Origin of the sequence: Caulobacter rhizosphaerae, assembly GCF_010977555.1 — a bacterium.
Classification (GTDB): Bacteria; Pseudomonadota; Alphaproteobacteria; order Caulobacterales; family Caulobacteraceae; genus Caulobacter; species Caulobacter rhizosphaerae.
In genome coordinates this window covers 317,405-341,031 of the sequence record NZ_CP048815.1, presented here as the reverse complement: position 1 = coordinate 341,031, position 23,627 = coordinate 317,405, and the positions used below count along the sequence as shown (strand labels likewise).

Below are 23,627 nucleotides of genomic sequence, written 5' to 3'. Positions count from 1 at the left end.
GCCAATGGTCAAGCTTTATAGGTCTGCCTGGAACTGTTAGCGCTACCGCACGCAAACCGGCTTTTCGGCGGATCTCCGCTTTACGTTCGCGTGACCTTTCGCGGACGGAAATCCCGGTCTAGGGTGGCCGCCAATTCAAACTAACGTTTAAAGGGGAGAGCGCCCATGCGCGAAGCGGTCATCGTCTCTTACGCCCGGACCGGCCTGGCCAAGTCCAACCGCGGCGGGTTCAACAACACCCACGGCGCGGCCATGGCCGGCCACGCCATCCAGCACGCGGTGTCGCGCGCCAGGCTGGACGGCGCCGAGGTCGAGGACGTGGTCCTGGGCTGCGGCGGTCCCGAAGGCGCCACGGGCATGAACGTGGCCCGCAACGCCGCCATCTGGGCCGGCCTGCCGGTCACCACCTCGGGCCAGACCGTCAACCGCTTCTGCTCCTCGGGCCTGCAGGCCATCGCCACCGCCGCCAACTATGTCCGCAACGATGGCGCGCCGGTCGCCGTCGGCGGCGGGGTGGAGTCGATCTCGCTGGTGCAGGGGGGCGGCCACATGAACCGCTTCCACATCACCGAGGAAAAGCTGATGCGCGAGAAGCCGGCCCTGTGGATGGCGATGATCGACACCGCCGACATCGTCGCCAAGCGCTACAACATCAGCCGCGAATACCAGGACGAATATTCGCTGCGCAGCCAGCAGCGGATCGCCGCCGCGCAAGCCAGCGGCTTGTTCGACCAGGAAATCGTGCCGATGGCCACCCAGATGAAGGTGGTCAACAAGGAGACCAAGGAAGAGAGCCTGGTCGATTATGTGGTCACCAAGGACGAGTGCAATCGTCCCGAAACCACCCTGGAAGGCCTGGCCAAGCTGGAGCCGGTCAAGGGTCCGGGCAACTTCGTCACCGCCGGCAACGCCAGCCAGCTGTCCGACGGCGCGGCGGCCGTGGTGGTGATGGAGGCCAAGGAGGCCGCGCGCCGCAACCTCGAGCCGCTAGGCCTGTTCAAGGGCTTCGCCATCGCCGGCTGCGAGCCCGACGAGATGGGCATCGGCCCGGTCTTCGCCGTGCCGCGCCTCTTGGAACGTCATGGCCTGAAGGTCGACGACATCGACCTGTGGGAGCTGAACGAGGCCTTCGCCAGCCAATGCCTCTACAGCCGCGACCGCCTGGGCATCGATCCGGAGAAGTACAACGTCAACGGCGGCTCGATCGCCATCGGCCACCCGTTCGGCATGACCGGGGCCCGCTGCGCCGGTCACCTGCTGCTGGAAGGCAAGCGCCGCAAGGCCAAGCTGGGCGTGGTGACCATGTGCATCGGCGGCGGCATGGGCGCGGCCGGGCTGTTCGAGATCTTCTAGGACCCGCACGGGGACAGGCGCAGGCGCCTGTCCCCGTCGCGTTGTCAGACGCCGGCCTTAGTGGCGGAACACCCGCACGCCGGTGAAGGCCATGGTCAGGCCCAGCTTGTCGGCGGCCTCGATCACCTCGGGATCGCGCATCGAGCCGCCCGGCTGGATGATCGCCGTGGCCCCGGCCTCCGCCGCCTGGATCAGGCCGTCGGCGAACGGGAAGAAGGCTTCCGAGGCGCAGGCGCAGCCCTTCAGATCCAAGCCGAAATCAGCCGCCCGAAGGGCGGCGATGCGGGCGCTGTCCTTGCGGTTCATCTGGCCCGCCCCGACCCCCAGGGTCTGGCCGGCGCGGGCGTAGACGATGGCGTTGGACTTGACGTGCTTGCCGACCGTGAAGGCGAACAGCATGTCGCGCACTTCCTCGTCCGTGGGCTGGCGTTTGGTTACGATCTTCAGGTCCGAAGCCTTGATCCGGGCGTCGTCGCGCGACTGGACCAGGAAGCCGCCGGCCACCGACTTGAACGTATCGCCCGTCGACAGCGCGTCGGGCAGGCCGCCGGTCACCAGCAGGCGCAGGTTCTTCTTGGCCGCGAACACGGCGATCGCGTCGTCGTCGGCTTCCGGGGCGATGACCACCTCGGTGAAGATCTCGACCATCGCCTCGGCGGCCTCACGGGTCAGGCGCGAGTTCACGGCCACGATGCCGCCGAAGGCCGAGGTCGGATCGCAGGCGAGAGCCCGCTCATAGGCCTGGCGCTGGGTGGCGCCGACGGCCACGCCGCAGGGATTGGCGTGCTTGATGATCGCCACGGCCGGGCCGGCGGCCGGGTCGAACTCGGCGATCAGCTCGAAGGCCGCGTCGGTGTCGTTGATGTTGTTGTAGCTGAGTTCCTTGCCCTGCAACTGGGCGGCCGTGGCCACGCCCGGACGCGGGTTGGGGAAGGTGTAGAAGGCCGCCTTCTGGTGCGGGTTCTCGCCGTAGCGCATGGTCTGGCGCAGGGTCCCGGCGATCGCCTTGCGGGCCGGGAAGTCCTGGCCCAGCTGGGCGGCGAACCAGGTGGAGATCGCCGCGTCATAGGCCGCCGTGCGAGCGTAGGCGCGGGCCGCCAGGGTCTGGCGCAGGGCCAGGGTGGTGCCGCCGGCCTTCAGGGCCTCCAGCACTTCAGCGAGGTCGGAAGGGTCGGTGCAGACGGCGACATAGCCGTGGTTCTTGGCCGCCGAACGGATCATGGCCGGGCCGCCGATGTCGATGTTCTCGACGCATTCGGCGTAGTCGCCGCCCTTGGCGACCGTGGCCTCGAACGGATAGAGATTCACGTACAGGATATCGATGCCGCCGATGCCGTGGTCGGCCATGGCCTTGGCGTGCTCGGGGGCGTCGCGCACGCCCAGCAGCCCGCCATGCACGATCGGGTGCAGGGTCTTGACCCGGCCGTCCATCATCTCCGGAAAGCCCGTCAGGTCCGAGACGTCCTTGACCGGCAGGCCGGCCGCGGCGATCGCCGCCTTGGTGCCGCCGGTCGAGACCAGCTCGACCCCGGCCGCATGCAGGACCTGGGCGGCCTCGACCAGGCCGGTCTTGTCGGACACCGACAGCAGGGCCCGCTTGGGGGCGACGAGATCGGGGGCGGACGGATAGTCGGGGGCGGCGGGCACGGCGGACTCCTCGGGTCTGTTGACGACGGAATGGAGCCCAGGCGCGCGGCGGTTGAGGTCCGCGCTCCCCGATGGTTGCCCATCACTAGCGCCAGTCACGCGGACGGCGCGGAAAATACGGGGGTCGGCGGGGGAGTCAATGCAGGTCTTGGGCCGGTCGAGCGTGGCTTGATCGCCCGCCGACCGGCCCAAGCCGGCCTGTTTCAGAGGATGAAGTCGCTGGCCATCAGGGTCGGACCGTAGACGATCAGGGTGGCGTCGGCGATGTGGTCCAGGTTGTTGTCGAGCTGGACGTTGTAATAGTTCGCGCCGGCGGGGTGGGTAATCAGCAGTTCGCCCGCCACGCCGTGGAACTGGCTCACCAGGGTGAAGGCCGTGTCGCCGTTTCCGGCCTTGCCGTCCGCGTCGATGGCGCTGAAGTCCAGCTTGTCGATCCCGGATTCGAAGGCGTTGATGCTCTCGTACTTGCCGATCGGCAGGTCGCTCATGGCCATGAACTGGAAGACGTCCTTGCCGGCCCCGCCGTCCATCGTGTCGGCGCCGGCGCCGCCGACCAGGATGTCGTTGCCGCTGCCGCCCAGCAGGCGGTCATTGCCGTCACCGCCGCTGATGAAGTCGTTGCCGCCCATGCCGTCGATGCGGTCGTCGCCCGCCTCGCCATAGAAGGTGTTGGCCTGGGCCCCGCTGTCCGACAGGTTGTCGTTGCCGGCTCCCGCATAGACGGTGCTGGCGCTTTTGGTCACCAGGGTGTCCGAGCCGCTGCCCAGCTTCCAGACTTCGATCGAGCTGACCGTGTCGATGAAGCCGTCGCCGGTGTCGACCACGCCGGTCGCTTCGTTGCCGACGATCGCGGTCGTGATGTCGGACCAATCGCCCGTGTCGCGGCCCAGGCCGCCATCAAGCACGTCATTGCCGGCGCCGCCATGCAGGACGTCGTCTCCGGCCTTGCCGTACAGGAAGTCATGGCCGGCCCCGCCGTCCAGGACGTTGGCGAAATCGTCGCCCGAAAGCTTGTCGGCGCCCGACCCGCCGATCAGGTTCTCGATGTTGATGAACGTCATCGAACCCAGGGCGGTGGTCTGGGCGGTGGTCACGCCCAGGTCGACCACCATGGCGCTGGTCGCGCCCTTGAACGAGACCGTGTCGACGCCCGCCCCGCCGTCCAGTTCGTAGGCGCCGTTCGCGGCCATCAGGATGTCGTTGCCGGCGTCGCCGTGCAGGATATCGGTCTTGGACGCGCTCGTCAGGGTGTCGGCGTTTGCGGTCCCCGACACGACAGCATGGACCGGTGTCGCCGGCGCCACCGGCACTACCGGCGTTATGGGCGCTACGGGCGTCACGGTGGTCGCCGGCGTTACGGGCGCTACGGGCGTCACGGTCACCGCCGGTGTTGTGGGCGCTACCGACGTCACGGGCGCTACCGGCGCTACAGGCGCTACAGGCGTCACGGGCGCCACCGGCGTTAGGGGCGCAACGGGCGTCACGGTCGCCGCCGGCGTGATGGGCGCCACGGGCGTCACGGTCCCCGCCGCCGGCGCGACTGCGACGCTGTCGGCGAGTCCGACGTTGGACGGCTGGGGAATGACCGTGTCGCTGATCGTCTTGATCGACAGGCCCTTGAAGTCCGCCGCGAAGGTCTCGGGAGAGGACTCCCGGTAGACCCCTTCCTTGAAATAGGCCCCCACCAGGTCGTTGAAGCCCAGGGCGCCGTGGAAATCCACCAGTTCGACGCCGTTGCGCCAGACCATCAGGTGGCCCTGGCCAAACGGATCGAACTTGATCTGCATCTTGAAGTCGTACCACTGGCCCCGGACCACGTCGGCGGTGTCGGTATAGTGCCGGACATAGCGGATGTCGGCTTCGGTCGAGATCGCCGCGGCGGAATCGCGGGTGACGACGCGCATCTTGTCGCCGACCATCTCGAGCGCGAACGCCGGACTGTGGCCGGCCTCGCCCTTGTCGAACGTCGATTGCAGCTGAACCAGCGTCATCCAGTCGGCGGTGTTCTTCGCGCCCGGTTCGATCATGACGCTGAAGCTGATCTCGTAGGTCTGCCCCGCCTGCAGCTTCGCGGCGCTGGCGATCTCCGAGCGTTCCTTGGTCGGACCGTCGCCGGTCAGGTTGTCGCCTGCCCGCACTTCGAACCGAGAGACGCCGTCGGCGACCTGGTAGTTCCAGCCGTTGCCGACGTTCTGCACGTAATAGACTTGATTTTCCGAACTCATGGACCTTGCTCCCCGACCCGTGGGGAAAATGGCCAAGCGTCCTATATTCGCCTTTAAAAAAAGCGGATAAAAGAATCCTAATGAGATAACATTGAGATATTTCCCGGCCTAAATTTCACTCTTCAGGTCGCCTGTTAAGTTAATTTTGAGTAAATAAACGACATTCCAAGCTCACAACATTAAGTCTAGTCATCAAGACGGTAGAAGTTGTGCTCTAATTTATGTAAACTCCAAAATTCTTGCGCTCCAAAGTTGGAAGCGCTCAGAGCCTCGCGACACGTTAACGATTGCCGAGATCTCGATCGGGCCTTTGTCGATGCGTCGCTTCGGCGCGGCCTTGCGCCCTGCGACACTTGCTAAGCTTGGCCATTGAAGACCAGCCATCCTCAGGCGTTCGGCTCCCCGTGGCGAAACGACGCGCCGCACAGCCGCGAAAATTTGGCGTGGAAAATTGCGCCCTGGGCTTCGGATTCAGGCAGGCCCGGGCGGTTCCGGACGCGACGGGACCGTCACGGCGTCCGCCGGACGCCGGCGAGGAGGTCTTCTAGGCCAGCCTGACCGGCAGCACGGCGCGCACGCCTTCCACATCGAAGGTCAGCTTGGGCTGGCCGCCGAGGTCGGCCGACAGGCCGCGATCCAGCAGGCGGGTTCCAAAGCCCTTCCGGTCCGGAGGGGCCACCGGCGGGCCATCGCGTTCGGCCCAGGTCAGCACCGCCCCGTTGTCGCCTACCTGATCCCAGGCGATGACCACCTTGCCGGCCGGGATCGACAGCGCTCCGTACTTGGCGGCGTTGGTGGCCAGTTCGTGCACGGCCAGGGCCAGGGAAAGCGCGGTGCTGGCGCCGACCCGCAGGCTAGGCCCGGCGATGCTGACCCGACCCGGATCGCGATCGTCGACGAACGGGGCGACGCCCTGACGCACGATCTCGTCCAGCGCCGCGCCCTCCCAGCTTTCGCGGGTCAGCACGTCGTGGGCGGCCGACATGGCCAGCAATCGTTCGATCAGCCGCTCGCGGACCCGCGCCGTCGCCTCATCCGCCCGCAGGGTCTGGCGGACGATCGACTGGATCGAGGCCAGGGTGTTCTTGACCCGGTGGTTGAGCTCGTTGATCAGCAGACGCTGGCGGGCCTCGGCCGCCTTCGTCTCGGTCATGTCCATGGCCATGCCGATATAGCCCTGGAACTGGCCGCGGGCGTCGATCTGCGGCCGGGCGTTGGCCACCATCCAGCGATAGGTGCCGTCGCCGCACCGGAACCGCGCCTCGAAGCTCCAGGGCCTGGGCCCTTCCGGCGCGCCGCGCGCCGCTGCGCGCCGGGCGCCGACCGTGGCGACATCTTCGGGATGGATCATGCCGATCCAGGCGTCGCCCAGCAGGTCCTGGGCGTCCAACCCGGCGAACTCGGCGAAGGCCTCGTTGGCGAAGGTGATCCCGCCCTCGGCCGAGGTCATCCAGACCGGGGCCGGCGCCGAGTCGGCCATGGCCCGGAACCGGGCCTCGCCCTCGCGCAGCCGCTCCTCGGCCCGCTTGCGTTCGGTGATGTCGGTGTGAACGCCGATCCATTCGCGGATCGAACCGTCCGGCTCCAGGACGGCGACCGCGCGGACCGCGAAATCGCGCCAGGCGCCGTCGTGGCGACGCACCCGATGCTCGAAGGTGTAGGGGCCGCCCTGGGCGACGGCGGCCTTCCAGGCCCGGAGGGTCGGTTCGGCGTCGTCCGGGTGGACCGCCGCGGCCCAGCCAAAACCCTGATACATCTCCGAGGTCTGGCCGGTCAGGGCGGACCAGCCGGGCTGGTCGCCGACCATCCGGCCGGAGGCGTCGTTGGTCCACAGGATGCCGTCCACCGCGCCGATGGCGGCCCGGAACCGCGCCTCGCTGGCGGTCAGCCGGTCATGGACCTCGACGCGGTCGGCGACGTCGCGGATGAACCCCAGGAACACCGTCGCGCCCGGGTCGCCGAACGCGGCCAGCGACACCTCGATGGGAACTTCGACGCCGTCCTTGCGCACGGCCATCAGCTGGGACTTCTGGCGCTCGACCGGCGGTTCGGGCGAGGCCAGGCGCCGGGCCAGCACCTGGCGATAGGCGGCCTGATGGCGCAACGGCGCCAGCACCTCGATCAGACCTCGACCCAGGACCTCCTCGCGCGGCCAGCCGAAGGCCGCTTCGGCCCGGGCGCTCCAGTCGAGGATGACGCCCTGGGGGTCCATGACCACCACGGGATCGATCGCGGTGCGCAGGATAGGCTGCAGGGCGGCGAGATTCGACATCTGCCCCTCCCTCCGGCCGACGTGATCGAAGACAGCTACAGGACGAGCCGGGGGCTGTGAATTCCACCGCCTGACGTGGGCGTGGGGCCTAATGTCGCAGGCCTGCGCCGATCCTTAGTGGTCGGCCGCCCGGGCCAGTTTCCAGCGGATCTTGGCGCCCTTCTCCGGGCGGACCTGGCTCTTGAGCACGATGGCTCCAGCGCGCCGCGCGTGGCCGTGGTCGAAATGGGCCGAGGGCGCGATATGGACGTCGACGGCGTCGTTGCGCAGCCACCAGCCGACATTGGAGGGACCCTTGATCAGCACGCTCTTGCCGTCGCGGGCCAGCGAGGCGCGGGCGTCGGGATGCAGGTGGAAGGTGACCGAGAACGGCAGGTAGCGGCGCGGGCCGTCGGGGTTGGCCGAGCCGACGGGCAAAAGGCTGTCCTCGCCGCGCAGCTCGTCGGCCTTGATGTCAAGATAGAGGCGCCGGGCGTGGGTCAGGCCCAGGCGGCGCCAGCCGTCGTGGATGATGTCCAGCCAGACGCCGACGTCGGCGTCGTGGCGCTTGACCTCCACCTCGGTCGCGCCGTCGATCAGCCAGGGTCCCAGGGCCTCGGCCCGCCAACCCGACAGCGGCCGTCCGGCCGAGCCGTCGCCTACCGACACGGTCGAGGCGGCGTCGGACAGGCGGAAGGCGTTGGCCCCGGTCGCCTCGGGACTCCAGCCGCAGCTGGTGATCAGCCGGTCCTTGCCGAACACGATCTCGACGGCGGCCGGCTGGGCGCAGGCGGCCGCACTGAGGGCGCCGACGGCCGGCGGGCCGGCGTCGGCCATCACCTGGAGGCTGCCGCCCTGCATCTTCTGGTAGCCGACGTGGGGCGCGGCCTGGGGCGGGCGCGGTCCGTGGTCGTCATGGGCCAGGGCGGCCGCGATCCGCCGCGGCTCGACCGCCTCCCCGCCATGGAACGCCGCCAGGCAACCGTCGGCCAGGGTAAAGAACCGCACCGACGAACTGAGACGGTCGATGGCCCGGCCCAGGCCCTCGGGCGCGGGACGGCCGCGCTGGCCCAGGGCGTCGTCGAGGGTCAGCAGGTCGAACAGCAGTTCCAGGCCCGCCTGCGGCGAGCGGCTGGCGTGGCCGCCGTCGGGCAGGACCGTGGCGTCCAGCAGAGCGCTCACCCGCTTCAGGCCCTGGACCATCAGCCGGTCGCTGACCTTGCCGGTCAGGGCGCAGCCGGCGATGGCCACGACCACGGCGCGCTCCAGCTTGCGGCCAGGCGCGTCCGAGGCCTTGAGCAGCTGGCGGGCCCCGCGGGCGATGTCCAGCGCCATGGCCCCGATCTCGGCGTCCGACGCCTCGGGCGCCAGGGCCTTGGCGGCGCAGGCCAGGTGGAAGGTGCGGCGCTCCAGGCGCTCGCCGCTCCACGAGAACACGTTCCAGGTTCCGAACACCCGCCGCCAGTCCTGCAGCAGGCGCAGGGCCAGGCGGGCCGAGCCGGGGCCGGCGGCCAGCAGGTGCGGCAGCCAGTCGAAGCCGTGCAGGGCGGCGGCGAACTGGCGGGTCGGGCTGGGCTGGTCGAACGGATCGCCCGTCTCGCCCAGTCGCAGGGCGCCGCCGTCCAGCACCATCAGGCCGTCCAGCAGCTGGCGGCCGCGCTCGGGATCGACGGGGCGCGGATCGTGCGGGTGAGCGGCCAGGCCGACGGGCCGCGGCCGGCTGATCGCCGCCCGATGCGGCGGCGAGCCGAACCATTCGCGCTCGACGTTGCCCTTGATCGCCGCGCCCAGCGCGTTGAGGAACACGCCCTTGGTGCGTTTGCCGCGGCCTCGGGCCCCTCGGGCGCGACTGGGGGGGCCGCCGGCCAGGGCGGAGGACTTGCGGGCGGAACCTGTCTCGGGAGCCCCCTCCATGCCGCTGGATCAGCCCCCCTTCAGGGCGCGGATATTGTCGGCATAGGCGGCCGGTCCGCCCTTGAACACCGCCGAGCCGGCGACCAGCGCCGTGGCCCCCGCCGCCACGCACTGCGGGGCCGTGACCGGGGTGACGCCGCCGTCGACCTCGATGATGATGTCGGCGCCGGCCTTGTCGACCATCCGCCGCAAGGCCTCGACCTTGCGCAGTTGGCCCGGAATGAAGCTCTGGCCGCCGAAGCCGGGGTTCACCGACATCACCAGCAGGAGGTCGACGTCCTCCAGGATCCACTCGACATGGTCGATCGAGGTCGAGGGATTGAACACCACCCCGGCCTTGGCCCCCAGTTCGCGAATGCGCTTGAGCGAGCGGTGCAGGTGCGGGCCAGCTTCCGGGTGGATGCTGATCAGGTCGGCCCCGGCGGCGCGGAACGCCTCCAGGTACGGATCGGCCGGGCTGATCATCAGGTGGACGTCGAACGGGATGCTGGCGTGCGGCCGGATGGCTTTGACGATGTCCGGGCCCAGCGTGATGTTGGGCACGAAATGGCCGTCCATCACGTCGACATGCACCCAGTCGGCGCCGGCCGCCTCGATGGCGGCGACCTCTTCGCCCAGCTTGGCGAAGTCGGAGGCGAGAATGGACGGGGCGATCAGCGGCGCGGTCATGTCCATGGCTTAGCGGGCTAAGGCTCGCGCCACAAGCGAGCCCGTGCCGCCCACGGGTTTGCGGTGTTCTCGGCCGCTCAAATCTTGGCGATCAGCGCTTGACGAAACGCGCCGCGAAAAAGCCGTCCAGTCCGCCTTCGCGGTGGTGGGGCAGGATCCGCAGCGTACCGCGCGGCGTCAGGCTGGCGGCCGGAGCGCCGCCTTCCTCGGGGCCGATCGGGTCCAGGGCGATGTCGGGGCGGCGGGCCAGGAAGGCCTCGACCTGGGCTTCGCCCTCTTCCGGCTCGAGGGAGCACACGCAGTAGACCAGGCGTCCGCCGGGCTTCAGCCGGCCCGCGGCGCTGTCGAGCAGGCGGCTCTGAACGGCGGCCAGGCTGGCCACGTCGCCGGGCCGCGCGGCCCACAGCACGTCCGGATGGCGGCGGAAGGTGCCGGTGGCCGAGCACGGGGCGTCCAGCAGCACGGCGTCGAAGGTCCGCGCGTCGTCCCAGGCGCCGGCGTCGGCGGCGACCACCTCGGCGGTCAGGTTCAGGCGGGCCAGGTTCTCGGTGACGCGCTGCAGGCGGGCGGCCGAGCGGTCGACGGCGACGGTAGCGGCGCCGGCGGCGGCCAGTTGCAGGGTCTTGCCGCCCGGCGCGGCGCACAGGTCCAGGGCGGTCTGGCCGGGCTGGACGTTCAGCAGGCGGGCGGGGACGGCGGCGGCGGCGTCCTGCACCCACCAGACGCCGTCCTCGAAGGCCGGCCAAGCCGAGACGTCGCCCCGGCGCGACGTGCGCAGCGTGCCGCCCGGGAGGATCTCGCCCTCCAGCTCGGCCGCCAGGGCGTCGGCGTCGGCGCCGGGCTTCAACGACAGGTCGGTGGCCGGCTCGAAGCCGATCTGGGCGGCGACCGCGTCGGCGGTCTCCTTGCCCCAGGCGCCCACCCAGCGGGCGTACAGCCACGGCGGCGCCAGGTGCTCGGGTTCGGCCGAGGGCGGGCCGTCGCGCAGCAGGCCGCGCAGCACGGCGTTGACCAGACCCTTGAACGGCCGGCTGGCCTTGTTGGCGCCGGCCAGCTCGACGCTGGTGGCCACGGCGGCGAAGGCCGGGACCTCCAGGAAGAAGGCCTGGGTCGCGCCCAGGCGCAGCAGGTTGCGCACGCGCGGCGGCGGCTCCTTGGCCAGCTTGCCGGCCAGGGCGCGGTCGATGGGCCCCAGGTGGCGCAGGGCGGCCATGGCCAGGGCGCGCGCGAAGGCCCGCTCCCGCGGTTCGAGAAAGCGGAAGGCGTTGGCCGAGGCGGCCTCGTCGAGCCCCCCGCGCCGCGACAGGGCCGCGTCGATGAGGGCGAGAGCGCCTTCCCGTGCGGGGAGGCCGTCATTGAGTTCCTGAGTCACCCGCCCGCCGTGCCCAAACGCGACGGCGAGCGCAAGCTTTTTGGCGTCGACGGTGCTAGGAAGACGATCATGTCCGAGACCGATCTGCCGCCCGGCGCGGCGCCCGACAAGCCGCTCACCCCCGCCGCCCGCCGCGCCCTGGAAGAGGCCGCCGCCCGCCGTGCGGCCGAACAGGCGACCGCCCTCCCCACCGAGGAGGGTGGCCGCGACGGCCCCGAGCCGACGCGGTTCGGCGACTGGGAGCGCAAGGGCGTCGCGGTCGATTTCTAGGCCTGGCTACAGGATGAAATCGCCGTGGACCAGCGAGGTGGTGTTGGCCACCAGGATCGAGAAGTCCGCATGGCCGTCGCCGTTGACGTCGGCCTGGACCGTCACCCCGCCGGCGGCCACGTCGTAGCGAACCTCGCCGGCCACATGGTGGAAGGCGGTCTGGCCGATGAAGGCGAAGGGGTCGTCGACACCGCCGGCCACGGCGTCGATGGCCGACAGGTCGATGCGATCGCCCTGGGCGTGCGAGAAGTCGGTGATCTTGTCGACGTCGCCCGAGTTGAAGGCGCCAAACACGAACAGGTCCGAACCCGCGCCGCCAGTCAGGGTGTCAAAGCCCGCGCCGCCCGCCAGGGCGTCGGCGCCGCTTCCGCCGATCAGCGTGTTGTTGAACGCCGATCCGTTCAACTTGACCCCCGCCGTCGCGCCGGAGGCGTCGACGTCTTCAAACCCTGACACATAGGCGGCTCCGCCGATGATCTGGCTGGTCGAGAAGTTCCCCAGGTTCACCGTGGCGGCCGTGTTCAGGACCAGGGTGTCGCGGCCCGCCCCGCCGTCGATGACGGTGTCGGCGGCGTCGTAGATGATGCGGTCGTCACCGCCCTCGCCGCGCACCTGGTCCGCGTCGGCGCCGCCGTCGAGGACGTCGTTGCCCAGTCCACCCTTGAGAACATCAAACCCTGCTCCCCCCATCAAGGTATCGGCGAAGGCTCCGCCGGTCAGGGTGTTGTTGAACTGCGAGCCGGTGACGATGATCGCGCCCACCGAGTCCGTGGCGTCGACGTCTTCGAAGCCGGAGACGTAGGCTGAGCCGCCCGTGACCTGGCTGGACGAGAAGTTTTCCAGATGCACGACGGCGGCCGCCTTGAGGATCAGGGTGTCGCGACCGGCCCCGCCGTCGATGACGGTGTCGGCGGCGTCGTAGACGATACGGTCATCCCCGGCCTCGCCGCGTTGCTGGTCGGCGTCCGCGCCGCCGTCGAGGAAGTCGGCCCCGGCCCCGCCGTTGAGGACATCGAAGCCGCCCCCGCCCATCAGGGTGTCGGCGAAGGCGCCGCCGACCAGCTTGTTGTTGTACTGCGAGCCGTTCAGGACGACAGCGGCGCTGGCGGCGGAGGCGTCGACATCCTCAAAGCCCCCCACATACGCCGTTCCACCGCTGATCTGGCTGGTCGAGAAGTTCCCCAGGTTCACCGTGGCGGCCGTGTTGAGAACCAGGGTGTCGCTGCCGGCCCCGCCGTCGATGACGGTGTCGGCGGCGTCGTAGACGATACGGTCATCCCCCGCCTCGCCGCGTTGCTGGTCGGCGTCCGCGCCGCCGTCGAGGAAGTCGGCCCCGGCCCCGCCGTTGAGGACATCGAAGCCGCCCCCGCCCATCAGGGTGTCGGCGAAGGCGCCGCTGACCAGCTTGTTGTTGTACTGCGAGCCGTTCAGGACGACAGCGGCGCTGGCGGCGGAGGCGTCGACATCCTCAAAGCCCCCCACATACGCCGTTCCGCCGCTGATCTGGCTGGTCGAGAAGTTCCCCAGGTTCACCGTGGCGGCGGTGTTGAGAACCAGGGTGTCGCTGCCGGCCCCGCCGTCGATGACGGTGTCGGCGGCGTCGTAGACGATGCGGTCATCCCCCGCCTCGCCGCGTTGCTGGTCCGAGCCGGTCCCGCCATCAAGGACGTCGGCGCCGTCGCCGCCCGTCAGGGTGTCCGCGCCGCCGCCGCCCGTCAGGGTGTCGGCATAGGCGCCGCCGATCAATTTGTTGTCGGCGGTCGATCCGGTGAGGACGACGGCGCCGCTCGCGGCCGAGGCGTCGACGTCCTCGAAGCCGGTGACCACGGCTGTTCCACCCGCCACCTGGTTCACGGCGTCGCCGAGATCCACCGTTGCGGCGGCGGTCAGGACCAGGGTGTCGTGGCCCGCGCCGCCGCTAATGGTTGCGACGGTGCGGTCGTAGGTGAAGGTGTCGTCGCCGGACAGGTCGAGCGCCTTCTCCGGTGGGGCGACCAGGGTGGGGGTGGCCAGGGGGGGGCTGGCCAGGACCGTCGTGGTGGTCGTACCCGAACCCTCGACGTGCATGACCTTGGTCGAGCCGTCCACGTTCTGGGCCCGAACATCGAGGTCGAGGTTGTTGATGGTCAGCGAACCAGCGCCCGATACGACTTCAGATCCCAGCTCCACCGAGGCGACATAGTCGTTTGAGGAGACGAGATTCAGGCCTTTGAGCGTGGTCAGGATCCCGGCGATGTCGATCTGGCCCTTGGGCGTGTCCTGGTCGAGGACGACGGCGGTGTAGGTCCAGTCGCCGGTGGTGTTGGCGTAGATCTTGCCGGTGACCGAACCGTTGGAATAGGTCCCCACCTGCGTGCCGAAGGCGTCGAAGTCGCCCTTGTGCACCCAGACCATGACCTCGGTCGTGACGGTGTCGGCGCCGCCGTTGGGGGTGTCGGTCAGCCAGATGTCGAACGAGACGTTGAAGCCGCCGGTGTTGCCTTTGTAGCTGACGTCGTAGTCGGCGGTCAGCTGTTTAAGCGTGCTCACCTGCACCGGGAAGACGCCGCCGATGTCACTGGCCTTGTGGCCGCCGCTCATCGGAGCAGGACCGAAGATCACCTCGGGGTAGGCGCGGACGGTCGGATAGGGTTCGGTGACGACGGGGAAGGACCAGTTGAAGGTCGTCTTGGCCGTCATGTCCGAGACGCTGTAGGCGCTGTTGATCGCGTAATCGGTGTTGTAGACGAGCGCGCCAGGGTTCCAGACGTTGTTGAGCACGTACCAGCCATGAGCCGTCCAGGCCGCGCCGGGACCCGTCAGCTGGGAATAGCCGGCGGGAATGGCGGCGGGGTCGGCCTTCAGACCAAAATCGTAGGCGGTCAGGCTGGACAGGGCGACGTTGCGGATCACCAGGGTCTCGCCGTTGGCGAAGCCGAGCTTGACGTCCGCGCCGCTCTGGGAGGCCAGGGTCTGCAGCTGGGCGAAGCTGGTCACGCCATAGCCGCTCAGCTGGATGACGTCGCTGCCGGGCTTGAAGCTCATGATGGCGTCGGAGCCGTTGCCGGCCGAGACCTTGAACAGGTCCCCGCCCGCGCCGCCGACCAGCACGTCGTCGCCGGCCAGACCGTTCAGGGTCGCGCCGACGGTTCCTGCTACGATGATGTTATTGAGGGCGTTGCCGGTCCCTGCGGTCGAGCCGGCGGAGTTCAGCAGCAGATTCTCGACGTTGGCCGCCAGGGTCACCGGACCCCAGAACCGGGCGTCGACGGTGTCGATCCCTTCGCCGGCCTTCTCGACCACGACCGAGGCGTTGTCCCACAGGTAGTAGGTGTCGTCGCCCGCGCCGCCGATCAGGGTGTCGCCGCCCGAGCCATGGAACACGTCGTTCTTGCTCGATCCGAGTTGGGTTTCCTTGGCCGTGCTGTTGGCCACCCAGTTGCTGGTCGAGCCCGAGAGCGTCAGCTCGAGCCCCTTGGCGGTGATATACTTGGACATTGTTCCCCTCCGAACAAGGGAGGGTCTAAGCGCTTCACGCTGAACGATAAGTAGAACTTTGTGATTAATCTGCGGTTACGACAGTATAACAGAGCGTTAATTCTGCAACCTACCCGAAAGTACGACCACGACTTCGCCCATCCCAGAGGTATAATTCAGTCGTTTGCGGTGATGTCGCAGATATACTAAGGAACTTCTGAACGCTGAATAGTATAGATAGCTATCCCAAGCGCGCCCATGACGAACGAAGATCAAAAACGCAGCAGAGGGATCAAAGAGTCGCCGGTGTTCGGGAGTCGTGAATCGCCGTCAGCCGAGGCCGGCGAGCGCCCTCATTGCTTGCTCTGGCGACGGCGGCGGCGCGCCGTTTTGTCGCGCCGCTCGGGATGGACGATCGTGCGGCGAACGCGGCCTCAGGCCCCGGCCATCTCGGCCACCACCTTCAGCGCCGCCTCACGCGGGTCGTTGGCCGCCGTGATCGGACGGCCGCAGACCAAGTGGCTGGCGCCGGCCTTCAGGGCTTCGGCCGGGGTGGCGGCGCGAGCCTGGTCGTTCTTGGCCGACCAGAAGGGGCGCACACCCGGGGTCACCACCAGGAAGTCGGGGCCGGCGATCTCGCGGGCCAGGGCGGCTTCGTGCGGGGACGAGACGATGCCGTCCACGCCGCAGTCCACCGCCTGGCGGATGCGCCGGGCGACCAGGTCGCGGGCGGAAAAAGCATAACCAAGTTCGATCAGGTCGGCGTCATTCAGGCTGGTCAGCACGGTGACGGCCAGGATCTTCAGGTCCGAGCCGCCCTTGGCCTTGACGGCGGCCTGCATCACCTGCGGCTCGGCGTGGACGGTCAGCAGGTCGCAGCCGGCCCCCGCCAGCACCCGGGCCGAGCGCTCGACGGTCGCGCCAATGTCGTGCAGCTTCCAGTCCAGAAAGATCGACTTGCCCTCGCCTTTCAGGTCGCGGGCCAGAGCCATGCCGTCGGTGGCCAGCAGCTCCAGCCCGATCTTGTAGAACGACACCGCATCGCCCAGCGTGTCGACCATCGCTCGGGCCTCAGCGACACTGGGCAGGTCGAGCGGCAGGATCAGGCGCGGATCTGCCAGGAGTTTGGGGGTCATGGTCGTTTCCCGGGGTGTGGCGCGCAGGGTCGCATCCCCCTAAGAAGGGTGCGGATCCGCGCGAATTGAAAGCTAAGCACCCCGAATGAGCCAGGCCGAGCTCGCCGTCAACTTCTTCGTCGCCCTGTTCGCCCTGATCGACCCGATCGGCAACGTGCCGCTGTTCGCCGCCGCCACCCTGGGCGCGGCCGCCGCCGGCCGGCGGATGGTGGCGGTCTATATCGGCCTGTTCGTCGCCGCCTTCCTGATCTTCTTCTATTTCACCGGCGTGTCGCTGCTGGAGTTCTTCGGCATCTCGATGCCGGCCTTCCGCATCGCCGGGGGCATCATCCTGTTCATCCTGGGCCTGGACATGGTGCGCGACGACTTCACCACCATGTTCGCCGACGCGGCCGAGGGCGTGGAGGGTCAGTCGGCGCGGGTCTACGCCAAGCAGCGGTTCGAGCGGCTGATCGTGCCGTTCGCCATGCCGTTGCTGATCGGGCCGGGCGCGATCTCGACGGTGATCATCTACGCCAGCGAAGCCAAGGGTTTTGGCCTGGCCGGCGTGGCCATCGGCTGCGGGGTGATCGCGGCCGTCGCGGCGGTGCTGGTGGCCACCTTCTGGGCCTCGCCGATCATCAGCCGGGTGCTGGGCCGGATCGGCATGAGCATCGTGGTGCGGGTGCTGGGCCTGATCCTCTGCGCCCTGGCGGTGCAGTTCGTGCTGATCGGGGTGGGCGACGCGACGCGGGGCCTGGTGCGTCAGGACGCCAAGGCGCCGTACGCGGATCACAGGTAGCCCGATCTAGATCTTCCGAAACCGCGAACCCTGGCTGGCCATCAGGGCCAGGGCCCAGTCGTCGGGAATCAGCTTGGCCAGCGCGGCGATGGCCTTGTTGGGCGCGCCGGGCACGCAGATCGCGCGATTGGCCTCGACGGCCTCGTAGCCGGCGGCGGCCACCTCGTCGGCGCCCAGCCACAGCCAGGCGGGCAAGCTCTGGCTGACGTGGGCGCGGGTGCCGTTGACGTCGTGAAATTCCGAATAGGTGAAGCCCGGGCACAGGGCGCTGACGTGGACGCCGCTGGCTTGCGTCTCCAGGTGCAGGCTCTGGGAGAACTTCACCAGAAAGCTCTTGGTCGCCGCATAGAGGGTGTGGCCGGCCGCGCCGGGGGCGAGGCCCGCCAGGGAGGCGACGTTGACGATCCGGCCGAAGCCGCGCTCGACCATGCCCGGCAGCACCTTGTGGGTCAGGCCGCAGACCGAGACCAGCAGCACCTGCAGGAAGGCCGCCTGGTCGGTCCACTGGGTCTGGGCGTAGGCGCCGGGCAGGCCGTAGCCGGCGTTGTTGACCAGGGCGTCGACCACCCGGCCTTCGGCCTCGATGGCGGCCAGCACCTGGTCGACGGCGTCGGGCTGGGCCAGGTCGGCGGCGATCGGATAGGCCTCGACCCCGAACCGCAGGCGGATCTCGGCGGCCAGGGCCTCCAGCCGGTCCAGCCGGCGCGCGGTCAGGGCCACGTCATAGCCGTGGCTGGCGTAGATGCGGGCGAAGGCGGCCCCGATGCCGGCGGAGGCGCCGGTGATCAGGGCGAGGCGGCGGGCCATGCGGCGTGTGTCCAGAACAGCGGCTTAACGTCACCAGACGAAGCACGACCGCTGATTTGGTTCAAGCATGCGCCCATGGCCCCACCCGTCATGACGGACCAAAAAGAGGGAGGGGGCGCTCGGGCTCAAGCGCCCCCTCGGCGGCGCCGGAGCGCCGCGGAGCCCGTCCTTCGGGCTGGGGGATCAGGAAGGACGGGGCTTGTCGCGTCTAGGCCGCTTCGCTGAGCGCCGGCTGGGCGCCGCGCGTCCAGCGCACGGCGGCCTCGGCGATGCGCACGCCGAACAGGCGGGCGGTCTCGCGGTCGCCGGCCGGCGGGCTGATCTCGGGCGAGGCGTTGTCCGATTGGCCGGCCAGGCCGATGAACGAGCCGACGCGGTTGATCGTGTCGGGGCCGCGCTCGGCGGCGGTGACCCCGGGAGGGGCCAGGCCCAGGTTCACCCAGTTCATGCCGTGCTGGGCGGCCAGGATGGTCAGGCTTTCCAGGGCGTGACCCTTGTCGCCGGCGAAGCTGTGCGAGTTGGTGAAGCCCGCGGCCAGCTTGTCCTTCCAGGCGCCGGTGAAGAACGCCCCGGCCGTGGCGTCGGCGAACACTTTGAACACGCCCGAGACGTCGCCCATGTAGGTCGGGGCGCCGAACACCACCGCGTCGGCCGCGGTGATCTGCTCGATGATCGGCGCGAAGTCCTGGGCGGCGTTGTCAATCTTCAGCACCACGGGTGTCTGGCCGGCGTCGCGGACGCCCTCGGCGATCTTGTCGGCCAGGACGGCGGTATGGCCGTAGCCCGAGTGATAAACGATGGCGACCTTGGTCATTGTCGTGAGCCCTGAAGGGTTGCGGCTTCGCAACTGAAACCGTGCCAATTACGTATGGGCGCTCATGGCATATTCCAGGGGATCAGCAACCGACGTTGGTGCAGTTATTCTGCAAGCCGATTTAGCGGCGATGAATCCGCCCTAAGCCGCCGCCTCGACCGTCGCGCTGTTCAGCAGGTCGGCGACCGAGATCTGCGACAGGCGGTCGGCGACGGCCGTGTCGGCGGCGATCATCGCCCCGCGCACGGCGTCGGGAATCTTCTCCCCCACCGGGCAGCCCTTGACGCCCTTGGGGGCCACGCCGAGGTGGGCGCAACCGTTCACGGCTCGCAGGACGACGTCCAGGGTGATGGTCTCGGGGGCCTTCAGCAGCCAGGCCCCGCCGTTGGCCCCGGCCCGCGCGCCGATCAGCCCCGCCTTGCCCAGCATGGCCGTCACGCGACGCACCACGACCGGGTTGGTCGGGACCGAGGCGGCCAGCTCGGCGCTGGCCACGGCGCGGTCCGCCGAGAACGCATTCTTGTGCGCCAGATAGGCCAGGGCGTGCGCGGCGACGGGGAATTTCTGACTGTCGGACATTTTTCTATGACAGGACCCTAAGGGCGTCGCTCGTGCGTTCAACCAAAAACTATCGTCGTCGTCCGGCGTCAGGTCACGATTGAACCCGAGCAGGATTGGGTGTATCGCGCCCCGCTTGATCGATATGGGGCTCCGCACCGCGTTTTGCGAGGGCGACCCCGGAGGGATTGAATGGCTTCCGAAGCCTCTGGCGCCCCTGCTCCCGACAGCGCCGCCCCGTGTGATGTCCCTCCGCAAGCCGGCCATGACCCGAAAGGGCACGGTTTCCTCGCGCTCGCGCTCGGCGCCGTGGGCGTGGTGTTCGGCGACATCGGGACCAGCCCGCTCTACGCCATGCGCGAGGCCCTGGCCCATTCGCGCAGCACCACCGCGACCGAGCACGCCGTGCTGGGCGTGGTGTCGCTGGTGCTGTGGACCCTGACGCTGTTCGTCACGATCAAGTACGTGATCTTCTTCATGCGGGCCGACAACAAGGGCGAGGGCGGCACCCTGGCCCTGATGGCCCTGGCCCAGAAGGCGCTGGGCAAGGTCGGCAACAAGCGCTCGACCGCGGTGTTCTTCCTGGGCGTGATCGGCGCGGCGCTGTTCTACGGCGACGGCATCATTACCCCCGCCATCTCGGTGTTGTCGGCGGTCGAGGGCATGAAGGACGCGCCGCACGTCGGCCACGCCTTGACGCCCTATATCCTGCCGATCTCGGCGGGGATCCTGGTGGCGCTGTTCCTGGTCCAGGCCAAGGGCACCCATCGCATGGCCGCCCTGTTCGGGCCGGTGATGGCGGCCTGGTTCCTGATCCTGGGCGCTCTCGGCCTGTTCCACCTGGTCGACGACCTGTCGATCCTGCGCGCCGTCAATCCCTGGTACGGCCTGCGCTTCCTGCTCGAAAACGGCTTCCTGGGCTTCGTCATCCTGGGCAGCGTGTTCCTGGCCGTGACCGGGGCCGAAGCCCTGTACGCAGACATGGGCCACTTCGGCAAAAGCCCGATCCGAGCGGCCTGGCTGTACCTGGCCTTCCCTTGCCTGGCCCTGAACTATCTGGGCCAGGGCTCGCTGGTGCTGGACCACCCGGCCTCGCGGCACAATCCGTTCTGGGACATGGTCCCGACCTTCGCTTACTGGCCGGTGCTGCTGATGGCCACCGCGGCCACGGTCATCGCCAGCCAGGCGGTGATCACCGGCGCCTTCTCGATGACCCAGCAGGCGGTGCAGCTTGGCCTGCTGCCGCGCCTGGACATCAAGCGCACCTCCGAGACCCAGGCCGGCCAGATCTACGTGCCGGCGGTCAATACCTTCCTGCTGGTGGGCGTGCTGATCCTGCTGGTGATGTTCCAGAGCTCGCACAAGCTGGCTTCGGCCTATGGCATCGCCGTGACCGGCGCGATGTTCGTCGACACCCTGCTGGCCTACGTGGTGCTGCGCCTGGTGTGGAAGTGGAGCCTCTGGCAGACCGCCGCCCTGCTGATCCCGCTGGCGATGATCGACATGGTGTTCATCGCCTCCAACATGCTGAAGATCCCGGACGGCGCCTGGCTGCCCCTGGCTTTCGGGGCTGTGCTGGTGCTGGTCATGTGGACCTGGACGCGCGGCGCCCAGATCCTGACCGACAAGACCCGCCGCGACAGCGTGCCCCTGGTCGACCTGATGGAGATCCTGCGGGCCCGCGCCCCGCACCGCGCCCCCGGCACGGCGATCTTCCTGACCTCCGACCCGGACATGACCCCGGTCGCCCTGATGCACAACCTCAAGCACAACAAGGTGCTGCACGAGCGCAACGTGATCCTGACCGTCCGCACGGCCGAGACGCCGCGCGTCGCCGACGAGGACCGCGTCCGCACCCAGGCCATCAACGCCGACTTCAAGAAGGTCGAGATCTATTACGGCTTCATGGAAAGCCCGAACGTGCCCAAGGCCCTGGCCATCCTGCGCAAACAGCAGGGCCTGAAGTTCGACATCATGGCCACCAGCTTCTTCCTGGGCCGCCGTTCGATCGTGCCGTCGGCTAATAGCGGCATGCCGCTGTGGCAGGACCGGATCTTCATCTTCCTGATGAAGAACGCTACCAACCCGACCGACTTCTTCAAGATCCCGCCCGGCCGCGTGGTCGAGCTGGGCGCCCAGGTGACGGTCTAGGATGAATTCGGTCTGGCTTGTGCTGACATCATGGCTACTCATGAGTTTTGTGGGCCTGGAGATCGCACGAAGGACCTGGCGTCGGACTGTGCCGTCTCAGACCATCAAGACATGGGCTTTGGGTCCTGGTTGGCGGCCGCAGCCACGAGCGATCATCTGGGCTCCTGTCGGCCTGGCTGTATTGATGGGAGCGTTCTTGCTGCAGTCCGCAAGCACCGATCCGCTCGGTGAAATGAGCGAAGTTTGGATGAGCCTGGCGTTGATGGTCTGGTGTTTCGCGACACAAAGCCTGATTTTTCGAGACGTTTGCAAGGCTTCGGCGGATCGTGGCGCGCTACGGAAAGGTAGCGATCAATGAACGTCCTCGGCGTGATCGGCGATGTGCTGTGGCTGCTGGCGCTGTCGATAATGGGCGGCGCCTCGCGCATGGCCTGGGGCAAGGTCAAGGACGTGCTGGTGCCGATGCTGTGGGCGCCCTCGGGCAAGACCGTATGGCGGGCGCCGCGCGCCGTGGCCCTGGCGTCGCTGCCGACCTTCGCCTTCCTGCTCAGCCTGTGGCTGCTGGTCGAGAGCCGCCGGCCGACAAGCCTGGATCTCAGCGTCATCCTGCTGTGCGTGCGCGCCATCGTGGCGGCGATCTTCGCGGTGGTCCACCTGACCCAGGTGCGCCGCGCCCTAAACCAGCTGGCCGCCGAAGGTCAGATCAAGCTCTGACTCCGCCCTTGTCGCGCGGCGCCGTTTCAATCGTCGCGAAACCGCGCTAAACGCCCCGCGACCTTGTGTTTCTCCGGCGGAGAAACACGCTGCGACTTTGTGTTTCTCGGAAGGACCCCCTCATGGCTGGCAAGCCCGTGAAGAAGGTCGTGCTCGCCTATTCGGGCGGCCTCGACACCTCGATCATTCTCAAGTGGCTGCAGACCGAATACGGGGCGGAGGTCGTGACCTTCACCGCCGACCTTGGCCAGGGCGAGGAGATCGAGCCGGCGCGCGCCAAGGCCCTGGCGGCCGGGGTCAAGCCGGAGAACATCTTCATCGAGGACGTGCGCGAGGAGTTCGTCCGCGACTTCGTGTTCCCGATGTTCCGGGCCAACACCGTCTATGAAGGCCAGTACCTGCTGGGCACCTCGATCGCCCGCCCGCTGATCGCCAAGAAGCAGATCGAGATCGCCCGCAAGACCGGCGCCGACGCCGTCAGCCACGGCGCGACCGGCAAGGGCAACGACCAGGTCCGTTTCGAGCTGGGCTACTACGGCCTGGAGCCCGACATCCACGTGATCGCCCCCTGGCGCGAATGGGACTTCAAGTCCCGCGAGGCTCTGCTGGACTTCGCCGAGAAGCACCAGATCCAGATCGCCAAGGACAAGCGCGGCGAGGCGCCGTTCAGCGTCGACGCCAACCTGCTGCACAGCTCGTCCGAGGGGAAGGTTCTCGAGGACCCGGCCGTTGAGGCCCCCGAGTTCGTCCACATGCGCACGATCGCGCCGGAAGACGCGCCGGACAAGCCGACCGTCATCACCATCGACTTCGAGAAGGGCGACCCGGTCGCCATCGACGGCGTGGCGATGAGCCCGGCGACCCTGCTGACCAAGCTGAACGAACTGGGCCGCGACAACGGCATTGGCCGCCTGGACCTGGTCGAGAACCGCTTCGTCGGCATGAAGTCGCGCGGCGTCTACGAGACCCCGGGCGGCACCATCCTGCTGGCCGCCCATCGCGGCATCGAGTCGATCACGCTCGACCGCGGCGCCATGCACCTGAAGGACGAGCTGATGCCGAAATATGCGTCGCTCGTTTACAACGGCTTCTGGTTCGCCCCCGAGCGCGAGATGCTGCAGGCCGCCATCGACTACAGCCAGCAGAAGGTCACCGGCCAGGTGCGGGTCAAGCTCTACAAGGGCAATGTCGCCGTCATCGGCCGCACCAGCCCCTACAGCCTCTACGACCAGGACCTGGTCACCTTCGAGGAGGGCAAGGTCGCCTACGACCACCGTGACGCCGGCGGCTTCATCAAGCTCAACGCCCTGCGCCTGCGCGTCCTGGCCAAGCGCGACAAGCGCGACGCTTAAGGCGCTCGGTCTTGCGACACGACAAAAGCCCCGCCGTCGCTGGCGGGGCTTTTTTTGTTGGATGCTCAACCTTTTAGCCGTCATTCCCGCCCTTGTGGCGGGAACCCCTCTACCCGTCGCAAGGGCGGGGTGTGGCGCGCCAGCGCGCCAAAGCATT

The 23,627-nt window shown here is 68.6% G+C and carries 17 protein-coding genes and 1 riboswitch; of the genes, 6 read left to right on the top strand and 11 right to left on the bottom strand.

The features are described 5' to 3' along the window. Positions 1 to 165: 165 nt before the first annotated feature. Entirely contained in the window at positions 166 to 1,353 is a 1,188-nt protein-coding gene (locus tag G3M57_RS01505) for an acetyl-CoA C-acyltransferase (protein WP_163228486.1), read from the top strand. A 57-nt stretch (positions 1,354 to 1,410) separates the two neighbouring features. On the opposite strand, the gene purH is transcribed toward G3M57_RS01505, so the two are convergent. From purH to G3M57_RS01475, 6 genes are all read right to left on the bottom strand, one after another. Beyond that, complete coding sequence (gene purH / locus G3M57_RS01500) at positions 1,411 to 3,000, bottom strand: bifunctional phosphoribosylaminoimidazolecarboxamide formyltransferase/IMP cyclohydrolase (protein WP_056762315.1); 1,590 nt, start codon at positions 2,998 to 3,000, stop codon at positions 1,411 to 1,413. Positions 3,001 to 3,028: 28 nt separating this feature from the next. Beyond that, positions 3,029 to 3,109: riboswitch (ZMP/ZTP riboswitch) on the bottom strand. 94 nt (positions 3,110 to 3,203) lie between these two features. Further along, positions 3,204 to 5,225: a heparin lyase I family protein gene (locus G3M57_RS01495; RefSeq protein ID WP_163228485.1), complete on the bottom strand. Its 2,022-nt coding sequence runs from the start codon at positions 5,223 to 5,225 to the stop codon at positions 3,204 to 3,206. Positions 5,226 to 5,769: 544 nt separating this feature from the next. Continuing rightward, on the bottom strand, positions 5,770 to 7,497 hold the full coding sequence (locus tag G3M57_RS01490) for a PAS domain S-box protein (RefSeq protein WP_163228484.1): 1,728 nt from the start codon (positions 7,495 to 7,497) through the stop codon (positions 5,770 to 5,772). Positions 7,498 to 7,611: 114 nt separating this feature from the next. After that, positions 7,612 to 9,390, bottom strand: a complete 1,779-nt coding sequence (locus G3M57_RS01485; protein ID WP_163228483.1) for a heparinase II/III family protein — start codon at positions 9,388 to 9,390, stop codon at positions 7,612 to 7,614. A 9-nt stretch (positions 9,391 to 9,399) separates the two neighbouring features. Then, positions 9,400 to 10,059, bottom strand: a complete 660-nt coding sequence (rpe, locus tag G3M57_RS01480; protein WP_056762398.1) for a ribulose-phosphate 3-epimerase — start codon at positions 10,057 to 10,059, stop codon at positions 9,400 to 9,402. A 91-nt stretch (positions 10,060 to 10,150) separates the two neighbouring features. After that, on the bottom strand, positions 10,151 to 11,431 hold the full coding sequence (locus G3M57_RS01475; protein ID WP_163228482.1) for an RsmB/NOP family class I SAM-dependent RNA methyltransferase: 1,281 nt from the start codon (positions 11,429 to 11,431) through the stop codon (positions 10,151 to 10,153). A 69-nt stretch (positions 11,432 to 11,500) separates the two neighbouring features. On the opposite strand from G3M57_RS01475, the gene G3M57_RS01470 reads away from it, so the two are divergent. Then, positions 11,501 to 11,701, top strand: a complete 201-nt coding sequence (locus G3M57_RS01470; RefSeq protein WP_163228481.1) for a DUF1674 domain-containing protein — start codon at positions 11,501 to 11,503, stop codon at positions 11,699 to 11,701. A gap of 6 nt (positions 11,702 to 11,707) precedes the next feature. On the opposite strand, the gene G3M57_RS01465 is transcribed toward G3M57_RS01470, so the two are convergent. After that, complete coding sequence (locus tag G3M57_RS01465; RefSeq protein ID WP_163228480.1) at positions 11,708 to 15,178, bottom strand: GH12 family glycosyl hydrolase domain-containing protein; 3,471 nt, start codon at positions 15,176 to 15,178, stop codon at positions 11,708 to 11,710. A gap of 413 nt (positions 15,179 to 15,591) precedes the next feature. Beyond that, complete coding sequence (gene pyrF / locus G3M57_RS01460; RefSeq protein WP_056762296.1) at positions 15,592 to 16,293, bottom strand: orotidine-5'-phosphate decarboxylase; 702 nt, start codon at positions 16,291 to 16,293, stop codon at positions 15,592 to 15,594. An 85-nt stretch (positions 16,294 to 16,378) separates the two neighbouring features. Here pyrF and G3M57_RS01455 point away from each other — a divergent pair, with 85 nt between their 5' ends. Next, the gene (locus tag G3M57_RS01455; protein ID WP_163228479.1) at positions 16,379 to 17,074 is read left to right on the top strand and encodes a MarC family protein; all 696 of its coding nucleotides are present in this window, start codon (positions 16,379 to 16,381) and stop codon (positions 17,072 to 17,074) included. Between the two features lie 6 nt (positions 17,075 to 17,080). Here the strand turns inward: G3M57_RS01455 and G3M57_RS01450 are convergent, their stop codons facing one another. The 3 genes from G3M57_RS01450 to G3M57_RS01440 form a co-directional block, all read right to left on the bottom strand. Next, a complete protein-coding gene (locus G3M57_RS01450) occupies positions 17,081 to 17,881 on the bottom strand; it encodes an SDR family NAD(P)-dependent oxidoreductase (protein ID WP_163228478.1) in 801 nt (266 codons plus the stop codon). A gap of 208 nt (positions 17,882 to 18,089) precedes the next feature. Next, the gene (locus G3M57_RS01445; RefSeq protein WP_056762290.1) at positions 18,090 to 18,695 is read right to left on the bottom strand and encodes a flavodoxin family protein; all 606 of its coding nucleotides are present in this window, start codon (positions 18,693 to 18,695) and stop codon (positions 18,090 to 18,092) included. A gap of 141 nt (positions 18,696 to 18,836) precedes the next feature. Further along, a complete protein-coding gene (locus tag G3M57_RS01440; protein ID WP_056762287.1) occupies positions 18,837 to 19,274 on the bottom strand; it encodes an Rrf2 family transcriptional regulator in 438 nt (145 codons plus the stop codon). A 171-nt stretch (positions 19,275 to 19,445) separates the two neighbouring features. Here G3M57_RS01440 and G3M57_RS01435 point away from each other — a divergent pair, with 171 nt between their 5' ends. The 3 genes from G3M57_RS01435 (at position 19,446) to G3M57_RS01425 (ending at position 23,470) form a co-directional block, all read left to right on the top strand. Continuing rightward, entirely contained in the window at positions 19,446 to 21,404 is a 1,959-nt protein-coding gene (locus G3M57_RS01435; RefSeq protein WP_056762286.1) for a potassium transporter Kup, read from the top strand. Positions 21,405 to 21,758: 354 nt separating this feature from the next. Beyond that, a complete protein-coding gene (locus G3M57_RS01430) occupies positions 21,759 to 22,118 on the top strand; it encodes a hypothetical protein (RefSeq protein ID WP_163228477.1) in 360 nt (119 codons plus the stop codon). 122 nt (positions 22,119 to 22,240) lie between these two features. Next, a complete protein-coding gene (locus G3M57_RS01425) occupies positions 22,241 to 23,470 on the top strand; it encodes an argininosuccinate synthase (RefSeq protein WP_057185907.1) in 1,230 nt (409 codons plus the stop codon). The last annotated feature ends 157 nt before the right edge of the window (positions 23,471 to 23,627 follow it).